The sequence below is a fragment of the Pseudomonas sp. 37 R 15 genome (assembly GCF_900004865.1).
Taxonomy (GTDB): Bacteria; Pseudomonadota; Gammaproteobacteria; order Pseudomonadales; family Pseudomonadaceae; genus Aquipseudomonas; species Aquipseudomonas fluorescens_AM.
The window spans coordinates 1-16,281 of record NZ_CVTV01000009.1 but is presented as its reverse complement, the minus strand read 5'-3'; the positions used below and the strand labels follow the sequence as shown (position 1 = coordinate 16,281).

Sequence of the window (16,281 nt, the reverse complement as noted above, 5' to 3'; positions counted from 1 at the left end):
TAAACTGGAGAATTTAGAAGTATTTGGAGTGCTTTTCGTATCGAAGTTGCGCAGGTTTCGCCCGCGTCGAACCGTTGGATCCATGCGCATCAACCCTGCCGACGCTAAAGCAATCCTGCATAGCGTTGCCCGCCATAAAACACGCCGAGGATCGACACTGTTTTGTTCGCCGTGTTTACCTTAAATGCAATGACGGTGCTGTGTCGGTAATGCGTGATGCGCAAGTCAGTCAGCAGGTCGTCACGGCGCGTGCCACGCAAGGGACACAGAGAAAAGCGTTCGCAGTGGCTGATGAGCCTGTCGACAACGCGCGCAGCCACTGCCGTAGAGGCTGCATCGCACTATGTCCGCAGACCCGACCCGGTGCGCATGGCGTCCCACCCGCTCCCATACGATAATGCCCGCCACATCGTCCATCCTGGCTTGCCTTCCGTGATCATCAACTTCGACCTCAATGACCTCCAAGCCTTCCGCGCCGTGGTAGACAAGGGCAGTTTTCGCGGTGCCGCCGAGGCCATCCGAATCTCGCAACCCGCGCTCAGCCGGCGCATCGAAAAGCTCGAGTCGGCCCTGGATGTAAAGCTGTTCGAACGCACCACGCGGCGAGTCAGCCTGACCATGGTCGGCCGTGCATTCCTGCCTCAGGTCGAACGCATGCTCGACGACCTGGACATCGCCTTGATGGGCATCAGTAACGTCGCGTCCACGCGCATGGGCAATGTCACCATCGCCTGTGTGCCGTCGACTGCGTATTACTTCATGCCCCACGTCATCTCCGAATTCCACAAGCTGTATCCGAAGATTCGCCTGCGGGTGCTGGATGCCAGTGCCGGTGAAGTGTGCAATGCGGTAGAAAGTGGCGAGGCGGATTTTGGCGTGAGTTTCAGCGGCAGCCTGGCCGATGAAGTGGAGTTCGAGCTGTTGCTGCAGGAGCGCTATGTGCTGGCCTGTCGTCGTGACCATCCGTTGGCCACGCGTGCAAGCGTGACCTGGACCGAAGCCTACGAGCATGACTACATCAGCGTGGACAAAACTTCGGGCAACCGCTTCCTGCTGGATCAGGCACTGCGCGGTGTGCGGGTGAAAAAGCCGAGTATCTGCGAGACCCACCACGTTACCACGATGATCGGGCTGGTGGAGGCGGGGCTGGGCGTGGCGATGGTGCCGTCGATTGCGATGCCGGCGTGTGAGCACCCGATTCTGGTGAGTGTGCCGCTGGTGGAACCGCAGGTGATGCGCAATGTGGGCTTGATCAAGCGCCGCGGGCGGACATTGCCGCCGGCGGCGCTGGAGTTGGAGCGGTTGGTGCGGGAGATGCCGTTTCGGTCAGCGTGACACCGAGTCCAGGCCGGTGGATTGCACCACCGGTTGAGCTTCGGGCGACGCCATGAACTGCAGCAATGCCTTGGCCTCTTCCGGGTGTTCGGCGTTGACCGGAATGCCCGCGGCAAAACGCGTAACGGACTGCACGTCTTCCGGGATCTTGCCGACAAACGTCACGCCCTTGACCGGCAACAATTCCGCCACCTGCTGCAAGCCGACTTCGTAGTCACCCTTGGCCACCTGTTCGCCCACCGGCACGCGTTCGATCATGGTGCCCTTGGCCGGCATGCCGAGCTTTTTGAACAGCTCCTTCTCGACATACACACCGCTGGCGCTGTCCGAATAGGCAACGGATTCAGCCTTGCTCAGCACGGCCTTGAGCTCGGCGTCAGTATTGATCGCAGGTTTAGTCGCGCCTTCCTTCACTACCAACCCAATCCGCGAATCCGCCAACTCCACACGGGAAGCGGGGTCGACCTTGCCTTGTTTGATCAGCTCATCCAGGGCGTAGCCGACCATGATCACTACATCGGCATGTTCGCCACGGGCCAGGCGGTTGGGAATCGCTTCCGGCGCCTTGCCCATGGACGGGCCGAGGACAGTGTCCAGGGTGTCACCGCTGTGCTTGGCGTATTGCGGGCCGAGCAGTTTATAGGCAGCGGTGAAGCCGCCGGAGGTCATCACTTTGAGCTCTTCAGCCTGGGCTGACAGCGCCAAGGCGCCAAGGACCACGGCGGTGAGGGTTTTGAACAACGGCTTCATTGCGCGGCCCCCTGCATGACCTGGCCACGGGTGTTGGCGCGGCGATACAGCGCCAGGGTGGAACACAGGGCACACAGCGCAGCGAACATCATCCAGTAGGCGGGCGAAGCCTTGTCCTCGGTGATGTGAATGAACCAGGTCGAGATCGCGGGAGTGAAGCCGCCGAAGACAGCGGTTGCCAGGCTATAGGCCAGGGAGAAACCCGCCACGCGCACTTCCACCGGCATGATCTCAGTCAGCGCCGGGATCATTGCGCCGTTGTACATACCGTAGAGGAAGGAGAACCACAGCAGGGTTTCCAGCATGTGTGCAAAGCTTGGCGCGTTGACCACGTAGGACAGCGCTGGATAAGCCGTGAGAACGGTCAGCACTGTCATGGCGATCAGCACCGGCTTGCGGCCAAAGCGGTCGCTCAGGATGCCGCCGATCGGTAGCCAGACAAAGTTCGACACCGCCACCAGCAACGTCACCAGCAGCGCGTCGGAAGTGCTCAGTTGCAGCACGGTCTTGCCGAAGGTCGGTGCGTACACGGTAATCAGGTAGAACGCGGTGGTGGTCATTGCCACCATCAGCATGCCGCCAATGACCACGGTCCAGTTTTTCACCAGGGTGGCCATCACTTCACGCATGGTCGGGCGGTGCTTGCGCTTGGCGAACTCCTCGGTTTCCTGCAGGTTACGCCGCAGCACGAAGATAAACGGAATGATCACGCAACCCACGGCGAAGGGAATGCGCCAGCCCCAGTCTGCAACGACAGCCGGCTCCATCCATACGTTCAAGCCATAGCCCAGTGCGGCGGCAACCACGATGGAAATCTGCTGGCTGCCCGACTGCCAGCTAGTGTAGAAGCCCTTGCGGCCCGGGGTGGCCATCTCGGACAGGTACACCGACACACCACCCAGTTCCGCACCGGCCGAGAAGCCTTGCAACAAGCGGCCCAGCAGCACCAGCAACGGTGCCCACAGGCCAATGGTGTGATAACCGGGCACCAGCACGATCAACAACGTGCCGCTGGCCATGATCGACAGCGTCATGATCAGGCCTTTGCGACGGCCCACGTCATCGATATAGGCACCCAGAATGATCGCGCCCAAGGGCCGCATCAGGAAACCTGCGCCGAACACGGCAAAGGTCATCATTAATGATGCGAATTCATTGGCGGCGGGGAAGAAGGCGGCGGCGATGTAAGTGGCATAGAACCCGAACAGGAAAAAGTCGAACTGTTCGAGGAAGTTGCCCGAAGTAACGCGCAGTACGGCGCCTACTTTCGAAGGAGTAGCCGCAGGCCGGGAAGGGCTAGTCATGGTTTTGTGTCTCCAGCGTTCTTTTTAAAGTGCTTGTTTCGCTTAAGACTTGGGATAGTGGCTGACACATTTAGAAATGATAAGTGACAAATTTGGATGGATTGATGTGTGTTGGCTATCAATTCAAAAGGCTGCCCGCATTGCCCGCCCTGTTCTACGCTTGAAGCTGTGTCCAATGCTTACGAATGGGAGGTGGCTATGGGTAACGAACACAAACAGCACAATGAGTCAGAGCGTGAACAATCTCGGCAGTGGCCCGAGGAAGAAAAACCGCAGACCTGGAAGCACCCCGACGACGGTACCGAGCTTTCCGAGCAGGATCAGGAGCGCCCGCTCAAGCCCTGATTTCAAGGGTGAACACGATTCAAACGTGGGAGTGGGGTTGCCGGCGATTACGGTCAATCAGTCGACGCATGGGTTGACTGGCATACCGCAATCGCGGGCGAGCCCATTCCCGCATAAAAGCCGATGCGTCGACCGACATAGACGCCGCCCCCGTTGCCTTTCTAAACTGCGGCTTGTCTTGGGGGAGGGGCAGGCGCCGATGAATCGCAATGAATTACGCAAGGCCGATATCAACCTGATGGTGGTCTTCGAAGCGCTGATGCTCGAGCGCAACGTGACGCGGGTGGCGGAGAAGCTGTTTCTCGGCCAGCCGACCATCAGTTCGGCCCTCAATCGTTTGCGCACCTTGTTCAATGACCCGTTGTTCATTCGCGTCGGCCACCGCATGGAGCCCACCGCACGCGCGGAGGAAATTATCCGGCACTTGTCGCCGGCCCTGGATTCACTGTCGTCGGCCTTGAGCCTGACCCATGATTTCGACCCCTCCATCAGCACCATGACCTTTCGTATCGGCCTGTCCGATGACGTTGAGTTCGGCCTGCTGCCGCCATTGCTGCGGGCGCTGCGCCAGGAAGCGCCGCAGGTGGTGTTCGTGGTGCAGCATGTGGATTACTGGCGCATTCCCGACCTGCTCGCCTCTGGAGATATCACCGTCGGCATCACCCAGACCCGCGGCCTGCCGGCGAATGCCAAGCGCAAGCTGCTGCGGCATATCCGGCCTTGCCTGTTGCGCGCTGATGCGTCCGACACACCGCTGACCCTCGACGAATATTGCGCACGGCCCCATGTGCTGGTGTCCCACACCGCCAACGTGGCCGGGTTTGCCGATGAGTGGCTGGCCGAAATGGGGCGCAAGCGGCACGTGGTGCTGTCGGTGCCGCAATACAGCTCGCTGCCGGCATTGCTCGCCGGCACTGACATGATCGCCAGCCTGCCGGACTACACGGCCCAGGCCATGGCTGCCGGCGGGAACCTGTTTTGCGAGGCGTTTCCGTTTGAAACGCCGACCCTGGACTTGTCGATGGTCTGGCTCAGCCACGTCGACACCGACCCGGCGGAACGCTGGATGCGCTCACGGTTGGAGGCGTTCATGAGTGATCGAGCGCTTGCGCTCCCGGGGTAAAGCGCGTGGTGTATATTCAGCCGTCTTCCTATAAAAAAGCTCGGAGAAACCCATGCCGCATCTGCACCTTGAATACACCGCCAACCTGGCGCAACTGGACACCGACAAGGCTCTGTTGCGCCTCAACCATGCGCTGGTGGCTTCCGGTCAGTTTGGCGCCGAGTTCGACATCAAGAGCCGGGCGGTGAAAATCGAGAGTTTTCGCGTAGGCACCGGCTTGAATGAGCGGGGGTTTGTCGCGGTACGTCTGGCATTGCTCAGCGGGCGCTCGCCGCAGGTCAAGCAGCAACTGTCGCAAAGCCTGCTGGCGGTGCTGCAGGATCTGGGCCCGTGGCCTGAGGGCGTGCAGGTGCAACTGAGCGTTGAATTGCGTGATATGGACCGCGATGCGTATAGCAAACAAGCAGTGGGGAGTGACACGCTGCAAGCGCCAAGTTAAAAGCGACCGTGGCGCCTCTTGCCGTTTTTTAACTTGCCGCTTTTAACTTGCCGCTTGCCGCTTCATCCTCACACACCTTGACGACCTGCTCGCGAAGCCAGGTATTGGCGCTGTCCTGTTCGCTGGTCTGGTTCCATTGCATGTCCAGGGTGAAGCCCGGTAAACCCTGCGGGGCTTCGCAACACCCGTACGCCGAGGTCGACGCCAGCAGCTTCTGCACGCGGCGGGGCAACGTTACGATGAAATCTGTGCCGCTGATCATCTTCAACGCCGCGCTGTAGCTGTTGGCCCGCGCGATCACCTGGCGTTTTTGCACCTGGCGCGCCAGCCAGCCGTCGATCATGTTGGTGGCGGAGGTCCACGGCGTGGGAAACACGTGGCGCCGCTCGACGAAGGCTTGCAGGCTGAGTGCCGTTTCCCGCGGCGCCGAGCGTTTGTCGAAGACGCACACCAGGTCGTCTTCGAGCAGCATCTGGCTCTTGAAGTCTTTATGGGCGCGGTGAAAGTTCGGGCCGAAGCAGATCACCAGGTCCAGGCGGCCTTCGCGCAAGTCATCGGCGGGAATGTCGGCTTCCAGCTTTTGCACATTGACGATCACCGGCAGGTCGGCGCGGTCGAAGGTTTTCAGCAGACGCGGCAGGATCAGGTGTTCGAAGTATTCCGGGGCGCACACATTGAACGTCACGGCCTCGCGGGTCGGGTCGAAGGCCTGGCCACCGGCGTGGCACAGGTTGATGCTTTCGAGGATTTTCTGTACGTGGCCGTACATCGTGGTGGCCTTGTACGTCGGACGCATGCCCGCTCGCGTGTTGATAAACAACTCGTCTTCGAAACTGGTGCGCAGTTTCTTCAGGCTGTAGCTGACGGTGGACTGACTGACGAACAGCGTTTCGGACACATCGGTAACGCTGCTCTGGTCGTAGACAGCGATAAACACCATCAAGTCCTGCATATCGAGCTTTCTGAGCAAGTTACTGTTTAGCATCGGTTTCGTCCGTAAACCCTTTGTACCGAACTCAGTACAAGACTGAGCAAAATGTTAACGGAACGCTCGTACCAATAGAAAGCTCTGTAGGACTCTTCTATGTTTTGGGTGAGACAAATAGTGTTTACAACACGACCTCAGCGGATATGTCCTGCGTAATGCACCGGATTGAAGCGCGTAACCATCACCAGCATTACCGCCACTACCGCCGCCAATGACCACCACGCCCCTTCGAAGCTGCCCAACTGGTCGCGGATCATTCCGGCGATCAGCGGCGACAGGCCCGCGATCAGGTAGCCGATACCCTGCACGAATGCGGTCAGGCCACCGGCACGGCGCGGGTTATCGAGGTGGTCGAGGGACAGGATCAGGCTCATTGGAAACAGGCCGCCAATACCCAGGCCGAGCAGGCACGGCCACAGCAGGCTCAGGTGCCGGGGGCTGAGGATCAGGCCGGCGAAGCCGACCATGATCAGCACCAGCAATACCGCAACCACGCCGCGCTTGTCCCGGCGGCGATTGGCGATGGCGGGCGTTACCAGGCCGGAGACTACTTCCATGGCGGTGAGCAAACCCAACAGCAAGCCGGCATGCTGTTCAGTCCAGCCCTGCTCGACATAATACGGCGCCAGCCACGCCAGCACGCAGGTGTAGCACGCCGTGCCGAAGCCGAAAAACAGGGCGAGCAACCAGGCCCGGCGATTGCCGAAAAAGGATGCCTGCGGGCCGCTGTCGACCCGAGGCAAAGCGGGTAACGTCGAGCGCTGGGCGTACCCGAACACCAGCGCCGGCAGCGCCAGCCCCGCCCACATCGCCAGGCCGATGCGCCAACTGCCGGTGTGCACTTGCACAAACGGTGCAAACGACGCGGCCAGTGCGGCGCCGCCCATGATCGCGGTGACATACAGGCCCATGAACAATGAAACGTTATCGCCCGGGCGCGACTTGATCAGCGCCGGCATCAGCGCCTGGATCAGCGCAATCCCGACGCCTGCCGCCATGGCGCTGACAATCAGCTCGAACGCCGAATCCAGCCACAACCGCGACAGTGTCGCCGCGCCAATCACCAGCAGCGACACCACGACACTGCGGTATTCGCCAAAGCGCTGGGCCAGGCCCATGCCGAAGAACATCGCCAGGCCCATGCTCATGACGGGCAACATGGTCAGCAACGCCGCGCTGCTGAAATTGAGCGGCACATCAGCGCGGATCGACGACAACAAGGGGCCTACGGCCGCCATCGACGGGCGCAGGTTAAGGGCGACCAGCACTACACTGATCATCAGCCACACGGCGGTGGTGGGTTTTGCCTGAATGTTTTGCATGGGCCTGCCTTGGGTGAACAAGGGCGAATCAGGCCATGGGAGGGGGAGGCTGGGCAAATGAGAAAGTCATTGGCCCTATTGAAAAATTGCAGGCGCCGGATACGCCACCGTTCAAATGTGGGAGGGGGCAGGCCCTGATGCCAGTCTGTAGGAGCGAGCTTGCTCGCGAAAAACGTCAACGATAACGCGTACTTTCTGAATGAACGCGGTGCCTGTGAGTTTTTCGCGAGCAAGCTCGCTCCTACAGACGGCGGTGTACGCTCCCACAGTACAGATCCGGTGTATCAGTAGCCCACGGTGAAACGCTGACGCGAGTGCTTCGGCGTTTCCACTTCATCGATCATGGCAATGGCGAAGTCGGCAAAACTGATCGAGCTTTTACCATCACTGCCGACCAGCAGATCATCCTGGCCCAGGCGGAATTGACCGGTGCGCTCGGTGCCATCGAACAGGGCCGACGGCGACAGGAAGGTCCAATCCAGTGCCTGCTCTTGACGCAGCGCGTCGAGAAACGCTGCCCCTGCGCTGGCTTCAGCTTTGTATTCTGCCGGGAAGCCCGGGCTGTCGATCACCCGGCTGCCGTCCGGCAACAGCAACGAACCGGCGCCACCCACCACCAGCAGGCGTTTCACTCCGGCTTTTTTCACCGGGCCGAGCACGGCGCTGGCGGGCAAGGTGGCAAAGTGTGCGGCACTGATCACCACGTCGCTGCCGCTCACGGCCTGTTGCAGGGCATCGGCCTCCAGCGCATCCACTTGTTTGACCGTGACGCCTGGGCGTGCGGCCAGTTTGTCGGTATTGCGCGCGATGGCGGTGACGGTATGCCCACGGCGCAGTGCTTCTTCCAGCAGTTGGCTACCGGCACGGCCGGTGGCACCAATGATTGCGATTTTGCTCATGACGTTCTCCAGTAAAGGTCAGGGTTTAAAACCAGTCACCACTTCATTTCGCCCTTGGCGACTTTGGCGCTCAGTTCCAGCGAGCTTTCCTCGGCGAGGCTCGGGTAACGCTTTTTCATGGCCGCAATCAGGGCGGCGGAATCCTTGGCCCGGGCGGTCTCGATGTCGAAGGCCTTGATGTAGTCGGCGGTGAACGTGACCGAAGCGGGTGATGGGGTGCCCAGGTAGTGGCCCGGGATCACGGTGGTCGGCTTCAAGTCTTCAATACGTTGCAGGGTGGCCAGCCAATCCTTGTGGGACTGTGCCGTCTGGGTATCGGCCATCCATACGTGGATGTTTTGCGCGACCACCACACCACCGACCACCGCCTTGATCGACGGAATCCACACAAAGCTGCGATCCGGCTGCGGGCCGTCCAGGCCGATGACTTCCAGCTGCTGCCCTTCCAGCGTCAGGCTGTGGCCCTTGAGCACTTGCGGCACGAGGGTCCTGGCCGGTTTGTCGGCACCCATTTTCGGGCCCCAGAACGCCAGCTTGCCGGCGACGGTGGCGTTGATATGGTCGACCACCGCTTGTGGCGCCAGCACGTTCGCGTCAGGAAAGGCGGCGGCCAGGGTGTCGAGGCCGAAGTAGTAGTCCGGGTCGCCGTGGCTGATATAGATGGTGGTCAGGTGCTTGCCGCTGGCACGGATTTTCTGCACCAGTTGCTCGGCCTGGCCCTTGCCGAATTGCGCGTCCACCAGGATCGCGTCCTTGGCGCCGCTGACCAGCACCGAGCTGACCGGGAAGATCGCGGCTTCGCCCGGGTTGTACACGTCAAGTTTCAAGTCTGCCGCCACCGCATGAGCAGTAAAGGCCAGGGCGGCAGTCGCCAGGGTCAAGCGTTTGAACGTCGAGAACATCGGGGCAGCTCCTGCCATCGGTAAGGGGTGTACAGAGCTTAGTTGCATAAAACACCACAAAAAATGCGATGCTGGGACATAGTTTGTTTCTGAAATCGGGCAAATCATGGATCGTCTCCAAGCAATGCGCGTGTTTGTCACCGTGGTGGATCTGGGCAGCCAATCCGCCGCCGCCGATCATCTGGACCTGTCGCGCCCAGTGGTCTCGCGTTACCTGGCCGAGCTGGAGGATTGGGTCGGTGCACGCCTGCTGCACCGCACCACGCGCAAGCTCAGCCTCACCGCCGCCGGCAGCGAAACCCTGCCACGTTGCCGGCAATTGCTGGAGCTTTGCGGCGATATGCAGGCCGCCGTCAGCGAGCCCGATGAGACCCCCCGTGGCCTGCTGCGCCTGAGTGTCAGCACCTCGTTCGGCCAGGCGCAGTTAGGCGCCGCCATTGCCGAGTACGTCAAACGCCATCCGTTGGTGACAGTCGACCTGCAAATGCTCGACCGCACCGTGAATTTGGTGGACGAGCGTATCGACCTGGCGATCCGCACCAGCAATGACCTGGACCCGAACCTGATCGCCCGACGCCTGACGGTGTGCCGCTCGGTGGTGTGCGCCACGCCTGCCTATTTGCGCGAGCATCCGGCACCGCAGAAAGTCGAAGACCTGGCCCGGCACAACTGCCTGACCCATTCCTATTTTGGCAAGAGCCTGTGGCATTTCGAAGAGAGGGGTGAACATGTGTCAGTGGCGGTGCACGGCAATATCACCGCCAATGAGGCCGGTACTTTATTGCGCATAACCCTGGCCGACGCAGGAGTCGCTATGTTGCCCAGCTATGAAGCCGGTGAGCTGATTCGCAGCGGCACACTGGTGCGCTTGCTGCCGGATGCGCAGCCGCGGCAGATGAATATCTACGCGGTATACGCCTCACGCAAACACATGCCCTCGGCGTTGCGCAGCCTGTTGGATTTCCTGGTGCAGCGGTTCCCCGAGGAGCCTGACTGGGACATCGGGCTCTGAGGCGATATAAGCGCGCTGAATGGCCTGCAATCATGGCAACTTGCCCTATCTGACCTATGCTTGAAACAGGAGCCGGTAGATCCGTTCAGAGGTCCGTGCCATGAGTATCAAAACCAGAAAATACCTGACGATTTTCAGCCTGTGCGCCTTGGCCACCGCGCTGTACGGTACAGCCGCTTATCGCGTTGAGCAGACGCGTATGCAGCCGGCGGCGTTCGCCATCAGTTGCCATCAAAATCAATGCGTCCCGCACACTGGCAGTTTCAGCGCCCTGCGTTGATTCTCAAAGCACTGCAGATCCAATGTGGGAGGGGGCAAGCCCTGACGTCAGTCTGTAGGAGCGAGCTTGCTCGCGAAAAACGTCAACGATAACGCGCGCTTCCTGAATGAACGCGGTGCCTGTGAGTTTTTCGCGAGCAAGCTCGCTCCTACAGTATTAGGGCTTGCCCCCTCGCACATTCAGCTCTGCTTCAACTGCTCGCGAAAAGCCTTGGGCGAAAATCCCACCCGGCGGCGAAACAGCCGTGAGAAGTTGGTGGGGTCGGAAAACCCCAGCACCTCGGACATTTCATTGATCGTCATGCTGGTGTAGGTCAACAAACGCTTGGCTTCCAGCAACTGGCGGTCATGCATGATCTGCAACGCCGGCTGCCCGCCCAACTCCCGACATGTGCCATTGAGATGGGAGACCGAGATGCCCAGTTTGTGGGCCAGGTCTTCAATCTTTGGGTGCTCGCGGTAATGCTGTTCGACCAGTTGGGTAAAACGTCGGAAATACTCACGGTTGCGTGGCGTCCTGGGGTGGCGGCGCTGGATCGCCTGGCGGCTGACCCACACCAGCAGCACGCTGACCAGGGCGTGCATCATCATGTCCCGTGCCGGTTGTTCGTCGGCGTATTCGTCCTGCAAACGCACGAACAGGTTATTGAGGTAGTCGCTGTCCTTGCCTGCGGGATAGTTGCCGAGGGTGTGCAGGCCATCGATTGTGCTGCCCAGTTGCGCTTGTAAATGGCTGACCAGGGGCGCCGACAGGGTCACCACGTACCCTTCGACCTCTTCGGAAAAACGAAATCCGTGCACACACAGCGGCGGCAGTACTTGCAGGCTCGCCTCGTTGAGCGTGGTGCGCTGGCCTTCGATTTCCAGGTGTGCCTGGCCTTTATGCACGTAAAGCAACTGGCACAAGTCCGCGTGCCGGTGGGGCTGGATTTCCCACTGGTATTCCCGACTGCGCCGGGAAATGGTTTCGCAGTGCAACAAATCGGGAGTCGGCCACTGTTGGCTTTCCCCGTAAAGCTTGAAGACCGGAATCGCGGTGTTGGTCATGTTTTCAATCCGATACTCAGGATAGTGGTGCGGTAATCGCCCCGATTGGCAAAAAGCGCAGGCTTTAAAGCAGTTTTCACCTTCTTATGCTGCTCGCTCAGGTGAAAAATGTCAGCCACACGTCCAATGACAACTCTTTCACTCGTTCGGTTCGGGTGAAGCCAGCAGGCCATAAAAATAATGAAAACGCTGAAAACCCAAGTCGCCATTATTGGCGCCGGTCCCTCCGGATTGCTGCTCGGCCAACTGCTGCACAACGCTGGCATTCAGACCCTCGTCCTGGAGCGCCAGACCGCCGACCACGTGCAGGGCCGCATCCGCGCCGGGGTGCTGGAGCCAGGCATGGTCGACCTGCTGCGCGAGGCCGGCGTCAGCCGACGCATGGACACCGAGGGCCTGGTGCATGACGGTTTCGCCCTGGCGCGCGATGGCCGACTCACCCACATCGACCTCAAGACTCTGACCGGTGGCCAGTCAGTGATGATCTACGGCCAGACCGAAGTCACCCGCGACCTGATGGCGGCCCGTGCGGCTGTCGGCGCCACGACGTTCTACGAAGCCTCAAACGTACAGCCCCATGACCTCAAAAGTGATCAGCCCTGGCTGACCTTCGAGCATCAGGGCCAGGCCTTTCGCCTGGAGTGCGATTACGTCGCGGGCTGTGACGGCTTTCACGGGGTGGCCCGTCAATCGATTCCGTCCGAGGCGCTGCAGGTGTTCGAGCGGGTCTACCCCTTCGGTTGGCTGGGCATGCTTGCCGATACGCCGCCGGTGCACCCGGAGCTGGTGTACGCCACGCACCCGCGTGGCTTTGCGCTGTGCAGCATGCGTTCGCTGACCCGCAGCCGTTACTACTTGCAGGTTCCGGCACAGGAGCCATTGGCCGACTGGTCGGACGAGCGCTTCTGGGCAGAGCTCAAAACCCGTCTGCCGGTCGACCTGGCTGAACACCTGGTCACCGGCCCGTCGATTGAAAAAAGCATCGCACCGCTGCGCAGTTTCGTGGTGGAGCCTATGCAGTACGGGCGCCTGTTCCTGCTCGGCGATGCCGCGCATATCGTGCCGCCTACCGGGGCCAAGGGCTTGAACCTGGCGGCCAGTGATGTGAGTACGTTGTTTCGGATCCTGCTCAAGGTGTATGGCGAGGGGCGCGTGGAATTGCTCGAGCGCTACTCTGCCATCTGCCTGCGGCGGGTGTGGAAGGCCGAACGGTTTTCCTGGTGGATGACGTCGATGCTGCATCAGTTTCCCCAGGCGGATGGCTTCACCCAGCGCATTGCCGAGAGCGAACTGGACTACTTCATGGGTTCCGAGGCCGGGCGCACAACCATTGCGGAAAATTACGTCGGGCTTCCTTATGAGGCTATTGAATAGCCTGCTATCGTATTCAGCATTTCCGCAGGCTGCCGTTGCCTGCGGGCCTTGCTCGAAGGTTGTGCCGTGACCCCTCTCAATCAGTCCGCTCCCACTGTTCCCGCCGTGCGCAGCATTCTTGCCGCGCTGATGCTGGCGATCTTTCTTGGCGCCCTGGACCAGACCATTGTCGCCGTGTCGATGCCGGCCATTTCCGCGCAGTTCCATGACGTCAACCTGCTGGCCTGGGTGATCTCCGGCTACATGGTGGCGATGACAGTGGCGGTGCCGATCTACGGCAAGCTCGGTGACCTGTATGGGCGGCGGCCGATGATGCTGATCGGTATGGGCGTGTTCACCGTCGCCTCGCTGTTCTGCGGCATGGCGCACAGCATGGAGCAACTGGTGCTGGCGCGGATTATCCAGGGCATCGGTGCTGGCGGCATGATTTCGGTGAGCCAGGCGATCATCGGCGACATCATCGCGCCCCGTGAGCGTGGGCGTTACCAGGGCTACTTCAGCAGCATGTACGCGGTGGCCAGTGTCGCCGGGCCGGTGTTGGGCGGCTACATGACCGAGTACCTGTCCTGGCGCTGGGTATTTTTGATCAACCTGCCGTTGGGCGCTGTCGCCTGGTATGTGGCCCATCGCACCCTGGTGGGGTTGCCGGTGCCGCAGCGCAAGCCGATCATCGATTACCTGGGCACCGTGCTGATGATCATCGGCCTGACCGCCTTGTTGCTCGGCATCACACAAATCGGCCAGGGCCGTGCGTGGCGTGACGATCAAGTGCTCGGGCTGCTGCTCTGTGCGCTGTTGGCGTTGAGCGTGTTCGTCTGGCATGAGCGCCGTGCGCGCGAGCCGTTGCTGCCCATGCACTTGTTCGTCAACCGCAGCGCGGTGTTGTGCTGGTGCACGATATTCATTACCAGCTTCCAGGCGATTTCCCTGACCGTGCTCATGCCCCTGCGTTACCAGACCGTGACCGGTGCCGGTGCCGACAGCGCGGCCCTGCACCTGCTGCCCCTGGCGATGGGCTTGCCGATGGGCGCGTATTTCGCCGGGCGCATGACCTTAGTGACCGGCCGATATAAACCGATGATCCTCAGTGGCGCCGTGTTGAGTCCCCTGGCGATTCTCGGCATGGCCTTCAGCGCGCCCCAGGCCGTCGGGCTCACCTCGCTGTTCATGCTGTTGTGCGGCATCGCTGCGGGCATGCAGTTCCCGACCTCGTTGGTGGGTACGCAGAACTCGGTGGAGCAGCGGGACATTGGTGTGGCGACCAGCACCACCAACCTGTTCCGTTCCCTGGGCGGGGCGGTGGGGGTGGCCTGCATGTCGGCCTTGCTGTTGGCGTTGTTGCGCGATGCCAGTTTTGCCCACTTGGCCAGTGGTGCGCTGCTGACCGAGGGTAGCACCGGTAATGTGCTGCTCGATGGGCTCAACGCTGCGCCGGGGGCGGCGCGGGATGCGTTGCGGGGGGAGTTGGCGATGACGTTTCGGCATTTGCTGATGGTGAGTGCGGGGGTGTCGGTGTTGGGGTTGGCGGCGGCTATTGCGATGCCTGATCGGGTGTTGCGGGGGCGTTAGCACGCCGGCCTTAGAGTCGATCGGTATCTTTTGCCGATCCTGGTCCAAATGTGGGAGGGGGCTTGCCCCCGATGGCGGTGTGTCAGTTACGGATGCACTCACTGACCCTCCCTCATCGGGGCATAGGTATCTACACAACTCTGTAGCGCTCAACCGTAACCACGATGCGAAGCGAGTCGCTCTTGATCTTGATCTGCTTTTGATCTTGATCTCAGGCGCCCCGTTAAACCACGGATTCAAGCCTTCGTTCGGGCACACCGAGCCTAAGCGAGGTGCCGAGTGGTGGGGCATGTACGGGTCAACCACATGGGTTACAAAAAAGTGCACTCACATAGGTGACACTTTGATTGAGACATAACCGTTCTTTGCATCTCTCGCATTCACATGGCCCAAGATCACAGGACCGAAGATTACATTCCATACCCCATCACCGATCATCTCCATTCCGATGGTCTGGTGACAAAGTAGATTGCCAACATAAACCCGCATGCCTCCTCGATTGATGATTCCGCTACTGTCGGCCAGGTAACTCTCAATATGACTCGCATAGATCATTTCCGGTAGCGTCTCTGGGTACATTCGAGTTGAAGGCGTATAGCAAGCAGCAGGCGTTTTCTGGCCAAGCGCCTCATGTCCACGCTCGTAATTGTAGTGCTGCAGGAAGCGATCAAAGTGTCGCTGCTGGGCTTCCCACGCAATTGCCGACGGGTGAGGTAATGTACTTTTCAGCGTCCGGTGCATGCGCTCATGCCGCCCATTCTGATCTGGGCGACCTGGCTCGATCCTCTCAGGAATGATCCCAAGTCTCATCCACCAAATCGACAGCTGTGACAGCCCTGCACGACTGGTGCTGGCAAACGGTATCCCATTGTCAGTACGAATACGCTCTGGCAGGCCGTATTCGCGAAAAACCCTTTCGAAGGTTTGCTGGGTTTCCTTCAGATTGGTGCTGCTCATGCTCTGGCACGCCAGCAAAAACCGGCTGGCATGATCCATGATCGTCAGCGGATAACACCAAATCCCTGCTCCGGTCAGGTATTGGCCCTTGTAATCAGCGCTGAACAACTGGTTGGGATTTTCTGCCTTGCGTAAAGGCTTGGGATACACAGCCACCCGTCGGCGCAATGGCTTGGGGGTAATCAAATCAGCTGCCTTGAGAATGTTGTAAATGGTCGTCTTCGAGGGCGGATCCTGATCTGGGAAACGCTGCATGAGGCTATTCTGAATCTTTTTCGGGCCGGGGATCGTCTCGCCACTTAAGCGAAATTCAACGATTGCCTGTTTCACAGCCAAGGGCACCACGTAGGTTTGGTTGTGGCGGCAGCGGCTACGTTCATCAAGCCCACTCGGGCCCTCTGCCTCGTAACGCCTGATCCACTTATACCCAGTCTTGCGGCTGACCTCATAGTCCCGGCACAGCTGGCTAAGGCTGTGCTTCTGGGACAGGTAATCGGCAATGAACATTACTTTAAGGTCCATAGGTTTCAGCTCTTTCCAGGGCATGGTCAGATCCTCGCGAAATCGACCCTGCCAGTTAAAAACTGTTACCTATGTGCGTGAACTGATTTGTAACCCATGTGGGTGAGTCATACC

Annotated in this window: 16 protein-coding genes; 8 read left to right on the top strand and 8 right to left on the bottom strand. The window is 60.1% G+C overall.

What is annotated here, in order from left to right; genetic code table 11:
* Positions 1–432 precede the first annotated feature (432 nt).
* Positions 433–1,335: a LysR family transcriptional regulator gene (locus BFQ04_RS01300; RefSeq protein ID WP_065949232.1), complete on the top strand. Its 903-nt coding sequence runs from the start codon at positions 433–435 to the stop codon at positions 1,333–1,335.
* Here BFQ04_RS01300 and BFQ04_RS01295 read toward each other — a convergent pair.
* Positions 1,327–2,085 (bottom strand): substrate-binding domain-containing protein, encoded by a 759-nt coding sequence (locus BFQ04_RS01295; protein ID WP_065949231.1) that lies wholly within the window; start codon positions 2,083–2,085, stop codon positions 1,327–1,329. The two genes, BFQ04_RS01300 and BFQ04_RS01295, sit on opposite strands and share 9 nt — an antisense overlap.
* Positions 2,082–3,389 (bottom strand): MFS transporter, encoded by a 1,308-nt coding sequence (locus BFQ04_RS01290; RefSeq protein WP_065949230.1) that lies wholly within the window; start codon positions 3,387–3,389, stop codon positions 2,082–2,084. The genes BFQ04_RS01295 and BFQ04_RS01290 overlap by 4 nt, the downstream gene beginning before the upstream one ends.
* Before the next feature lie 198 nt (positions 3,390–3,587).
* Between BFQ04_RS01290 and BFQ04_RS29585 the strand changes: the two genes are divergently transcribed.
* The 3 genes from BFQ04_RS29585 (at position 3,588) to BFQ04_RS01280 (ending at position 5,296) form a co-directional block, all read left to right on the top strand.
* Positions 3,588–3,734 carry a hypothetical protein gene (locus BFQ04_RS29585; RefSeq protein WP_175413233.1) on the top strand — a complete coding sequence of 49 codons (147 nt, stop codon included), beginning with the start codon at positions 3,588–3,590 and terminating at the stop codon, positions 3,732–3,734.
* A 199-nt stretch (positions 3,735–3,933) separates the two neighbouring features.
* Positions 3,934–4,857 carry a LysR substrate-binding domain-containing protein gene (locus BFQ04_RS01285; RefSeq protein ID WP_065949229.1) on the top strand — a complete coding sequence of 308 codons (924 nt, stop codon included), beginning with the start codon at positions 3,934–3,936 and terminating at the stop codon, positions 4,855–4,857.
* 52 nt (positions 4,858–4,909) lie between these two features.
* Positions 4,910–5,296: a 5-carboxymethyl-2-hydroxymuconate Delta-isomerase gene (locus BFQ04_RS01280; protein WP_065949228.1), complete on the top strand. Its 387-nt coding sequence runs from the start codon at positions 4,910–4,912 to the stop codon at positions 5,294–5,296.
* A 28-nt stretch (positions 5,297–5,324) separates the two neighbouring features.
* On the opposite strand, the gene BFQ04_RS01275 is transcribed toward BFQ04_RS01280, so the two are convergent.
* From BFQ04_RS01275 to BFQ04_RS01260, 4 genes are all read right to left on the bottom strand, one after another.
* Positions 5,325–6,281 (bottom strand): LysR family transcriptional regulator, encoded by a 957-nt coding sequence (locus BFQ04_RS01275; RefSeq protein ID WP_065949227.1) that lies wholly within the window; start codon positions 6,279–6,281, stop codon positions 5,325–5,327.
* A gap of 137 nt (positions 6,282–6,418) precedes the next feature.
* Positions 6,419–7,606 carry a cyanate transporter gene (locus BFQ04_RS01270; RefSeq protein ID WP_065949226.1) on the bottom strand — a complete coding sequence of 396 codons (1,188 nt, stop codon included), beginning with the start codon at positions 7,604–7,606 and terminating at the stop codon, positions 6,419–6,421.
* 284 nt (positions 7,607–7,890) lie between these two features.
* The gene (locus BFQ04_RS01265; protein WP_065949225.1) at positions 7,891–8,505 is read right to left on the bottom strand and encodes an NAD(P)-dependent oxidoreductase; all 615 of its coding nucleotides are present in this window, start codon (positions 8,503–8,505) and stop codon (positions 7,891–7,893) included.
* Positions 8,506–8,540: 35 nt separating this feature from the next.
* The gene (locus BFQ04_RS01260; RefSeq protein ID WP_139111883.1) at positions 8,541–9,407 is read right to left on the bottom strand and encodes an MBL fold metallo-hydrolase; all 867 of its coding nucleotides are present in this window, start codon (positions 9,405–9,407) and stop codon (positions 8,541–8,543) included.
* Positions 9,408–9,513: 106 nt separating this feature from the next.
* On the opposite strand from BFQ04_RS01260, the gene BFQ04_RS01255 reads away from it, so the two are divergent.
* Positions 9,514–10,419, top strand: coding sequence for a LysR family transcriptional regulator (locus BFQ04_RS01255; RefSeq protein ID WP_065949223.1), 906 nt, complete (start codon positions 9,514–9,516; stop codon positions 10,417–10,419).
* A 100-nt stretch (positions 10,420–10,519) separates the two neighbouring features.
* Positions 10,520–10,699: a hypothetical protein gene (locus BFQ04_RS01250; protein WP_057723028.1), complete on the top strand. Its 180-nt coding sequence runs from the start codon at positions 10,520–10,522 to the stop codon at positions 10,697–10,699.
* A gap of 179 nt (positions 10,700–10,878) precedes the next feature.
* Here the strand turns inward: BFQ04_RS01250 and BFQ04_RS01245 are convergent, their stop codons facing one another.
* Positions 10,879–11,745 (bottom strand): helix-turn-helix domain-containing protein, encoded by an 867-nt coding sequence (locus tag BFQ04_RS01245; protein WP_065949222.1) that lies wholly within the window; start codon positions 11,743–11,745, stop codon positions 10,879–10,881.
* A gap of 180 nt (positions 11,746–11,925) precedes the next feature.
* Between BFQ04_RS01245 and pobA the strand changes: the two genes are divergently transcribed.
* A complete protein-coding gene (gene pobA / locus BFQ04_RS01240; RefSeq protein WP_065949221.1) occupies positions 11,926–13,119 on the top strand; it encodes a 4-hydroxybenzoate 3-monooxygenase in 1,194 nt (397 codons plus the stop codon).
* A 66-nt stretch (positions 13,120–13,185) separates the two neighbouring features.
* Positions 13,186–14,688 (top strand): MDR family MFS transporter, encoded by a 1,503-nt coding sequence (locus BFQ04_RS01235; RefSeq protein ID WP_083217891.1) that lies wholly within the window; start codon positions 13,186–13,188, stop codon positions 14,686–14,688.
* A 327-nt stretch (positions 14,689–15,015) separates the two neighbouring features.
* Here the strand turns inward: BFQ04_RS01235 and BFQ04_RS01230 are convergent, their stop codons facing one another.
* On the bottom strand, positions 15,016–16,191 hold the full coding sequence (locus BFQ04_RS01230; protein ID WP_065949219.1) for an integrase core domain-containing protein: 1,176 nt from the start codon (positions 16,189–16,191) through the stop codon (positions 15,016–15,018).
* Between the last annotated feature and the right edge of the window lie 90 nt (positions 16,192–16,281).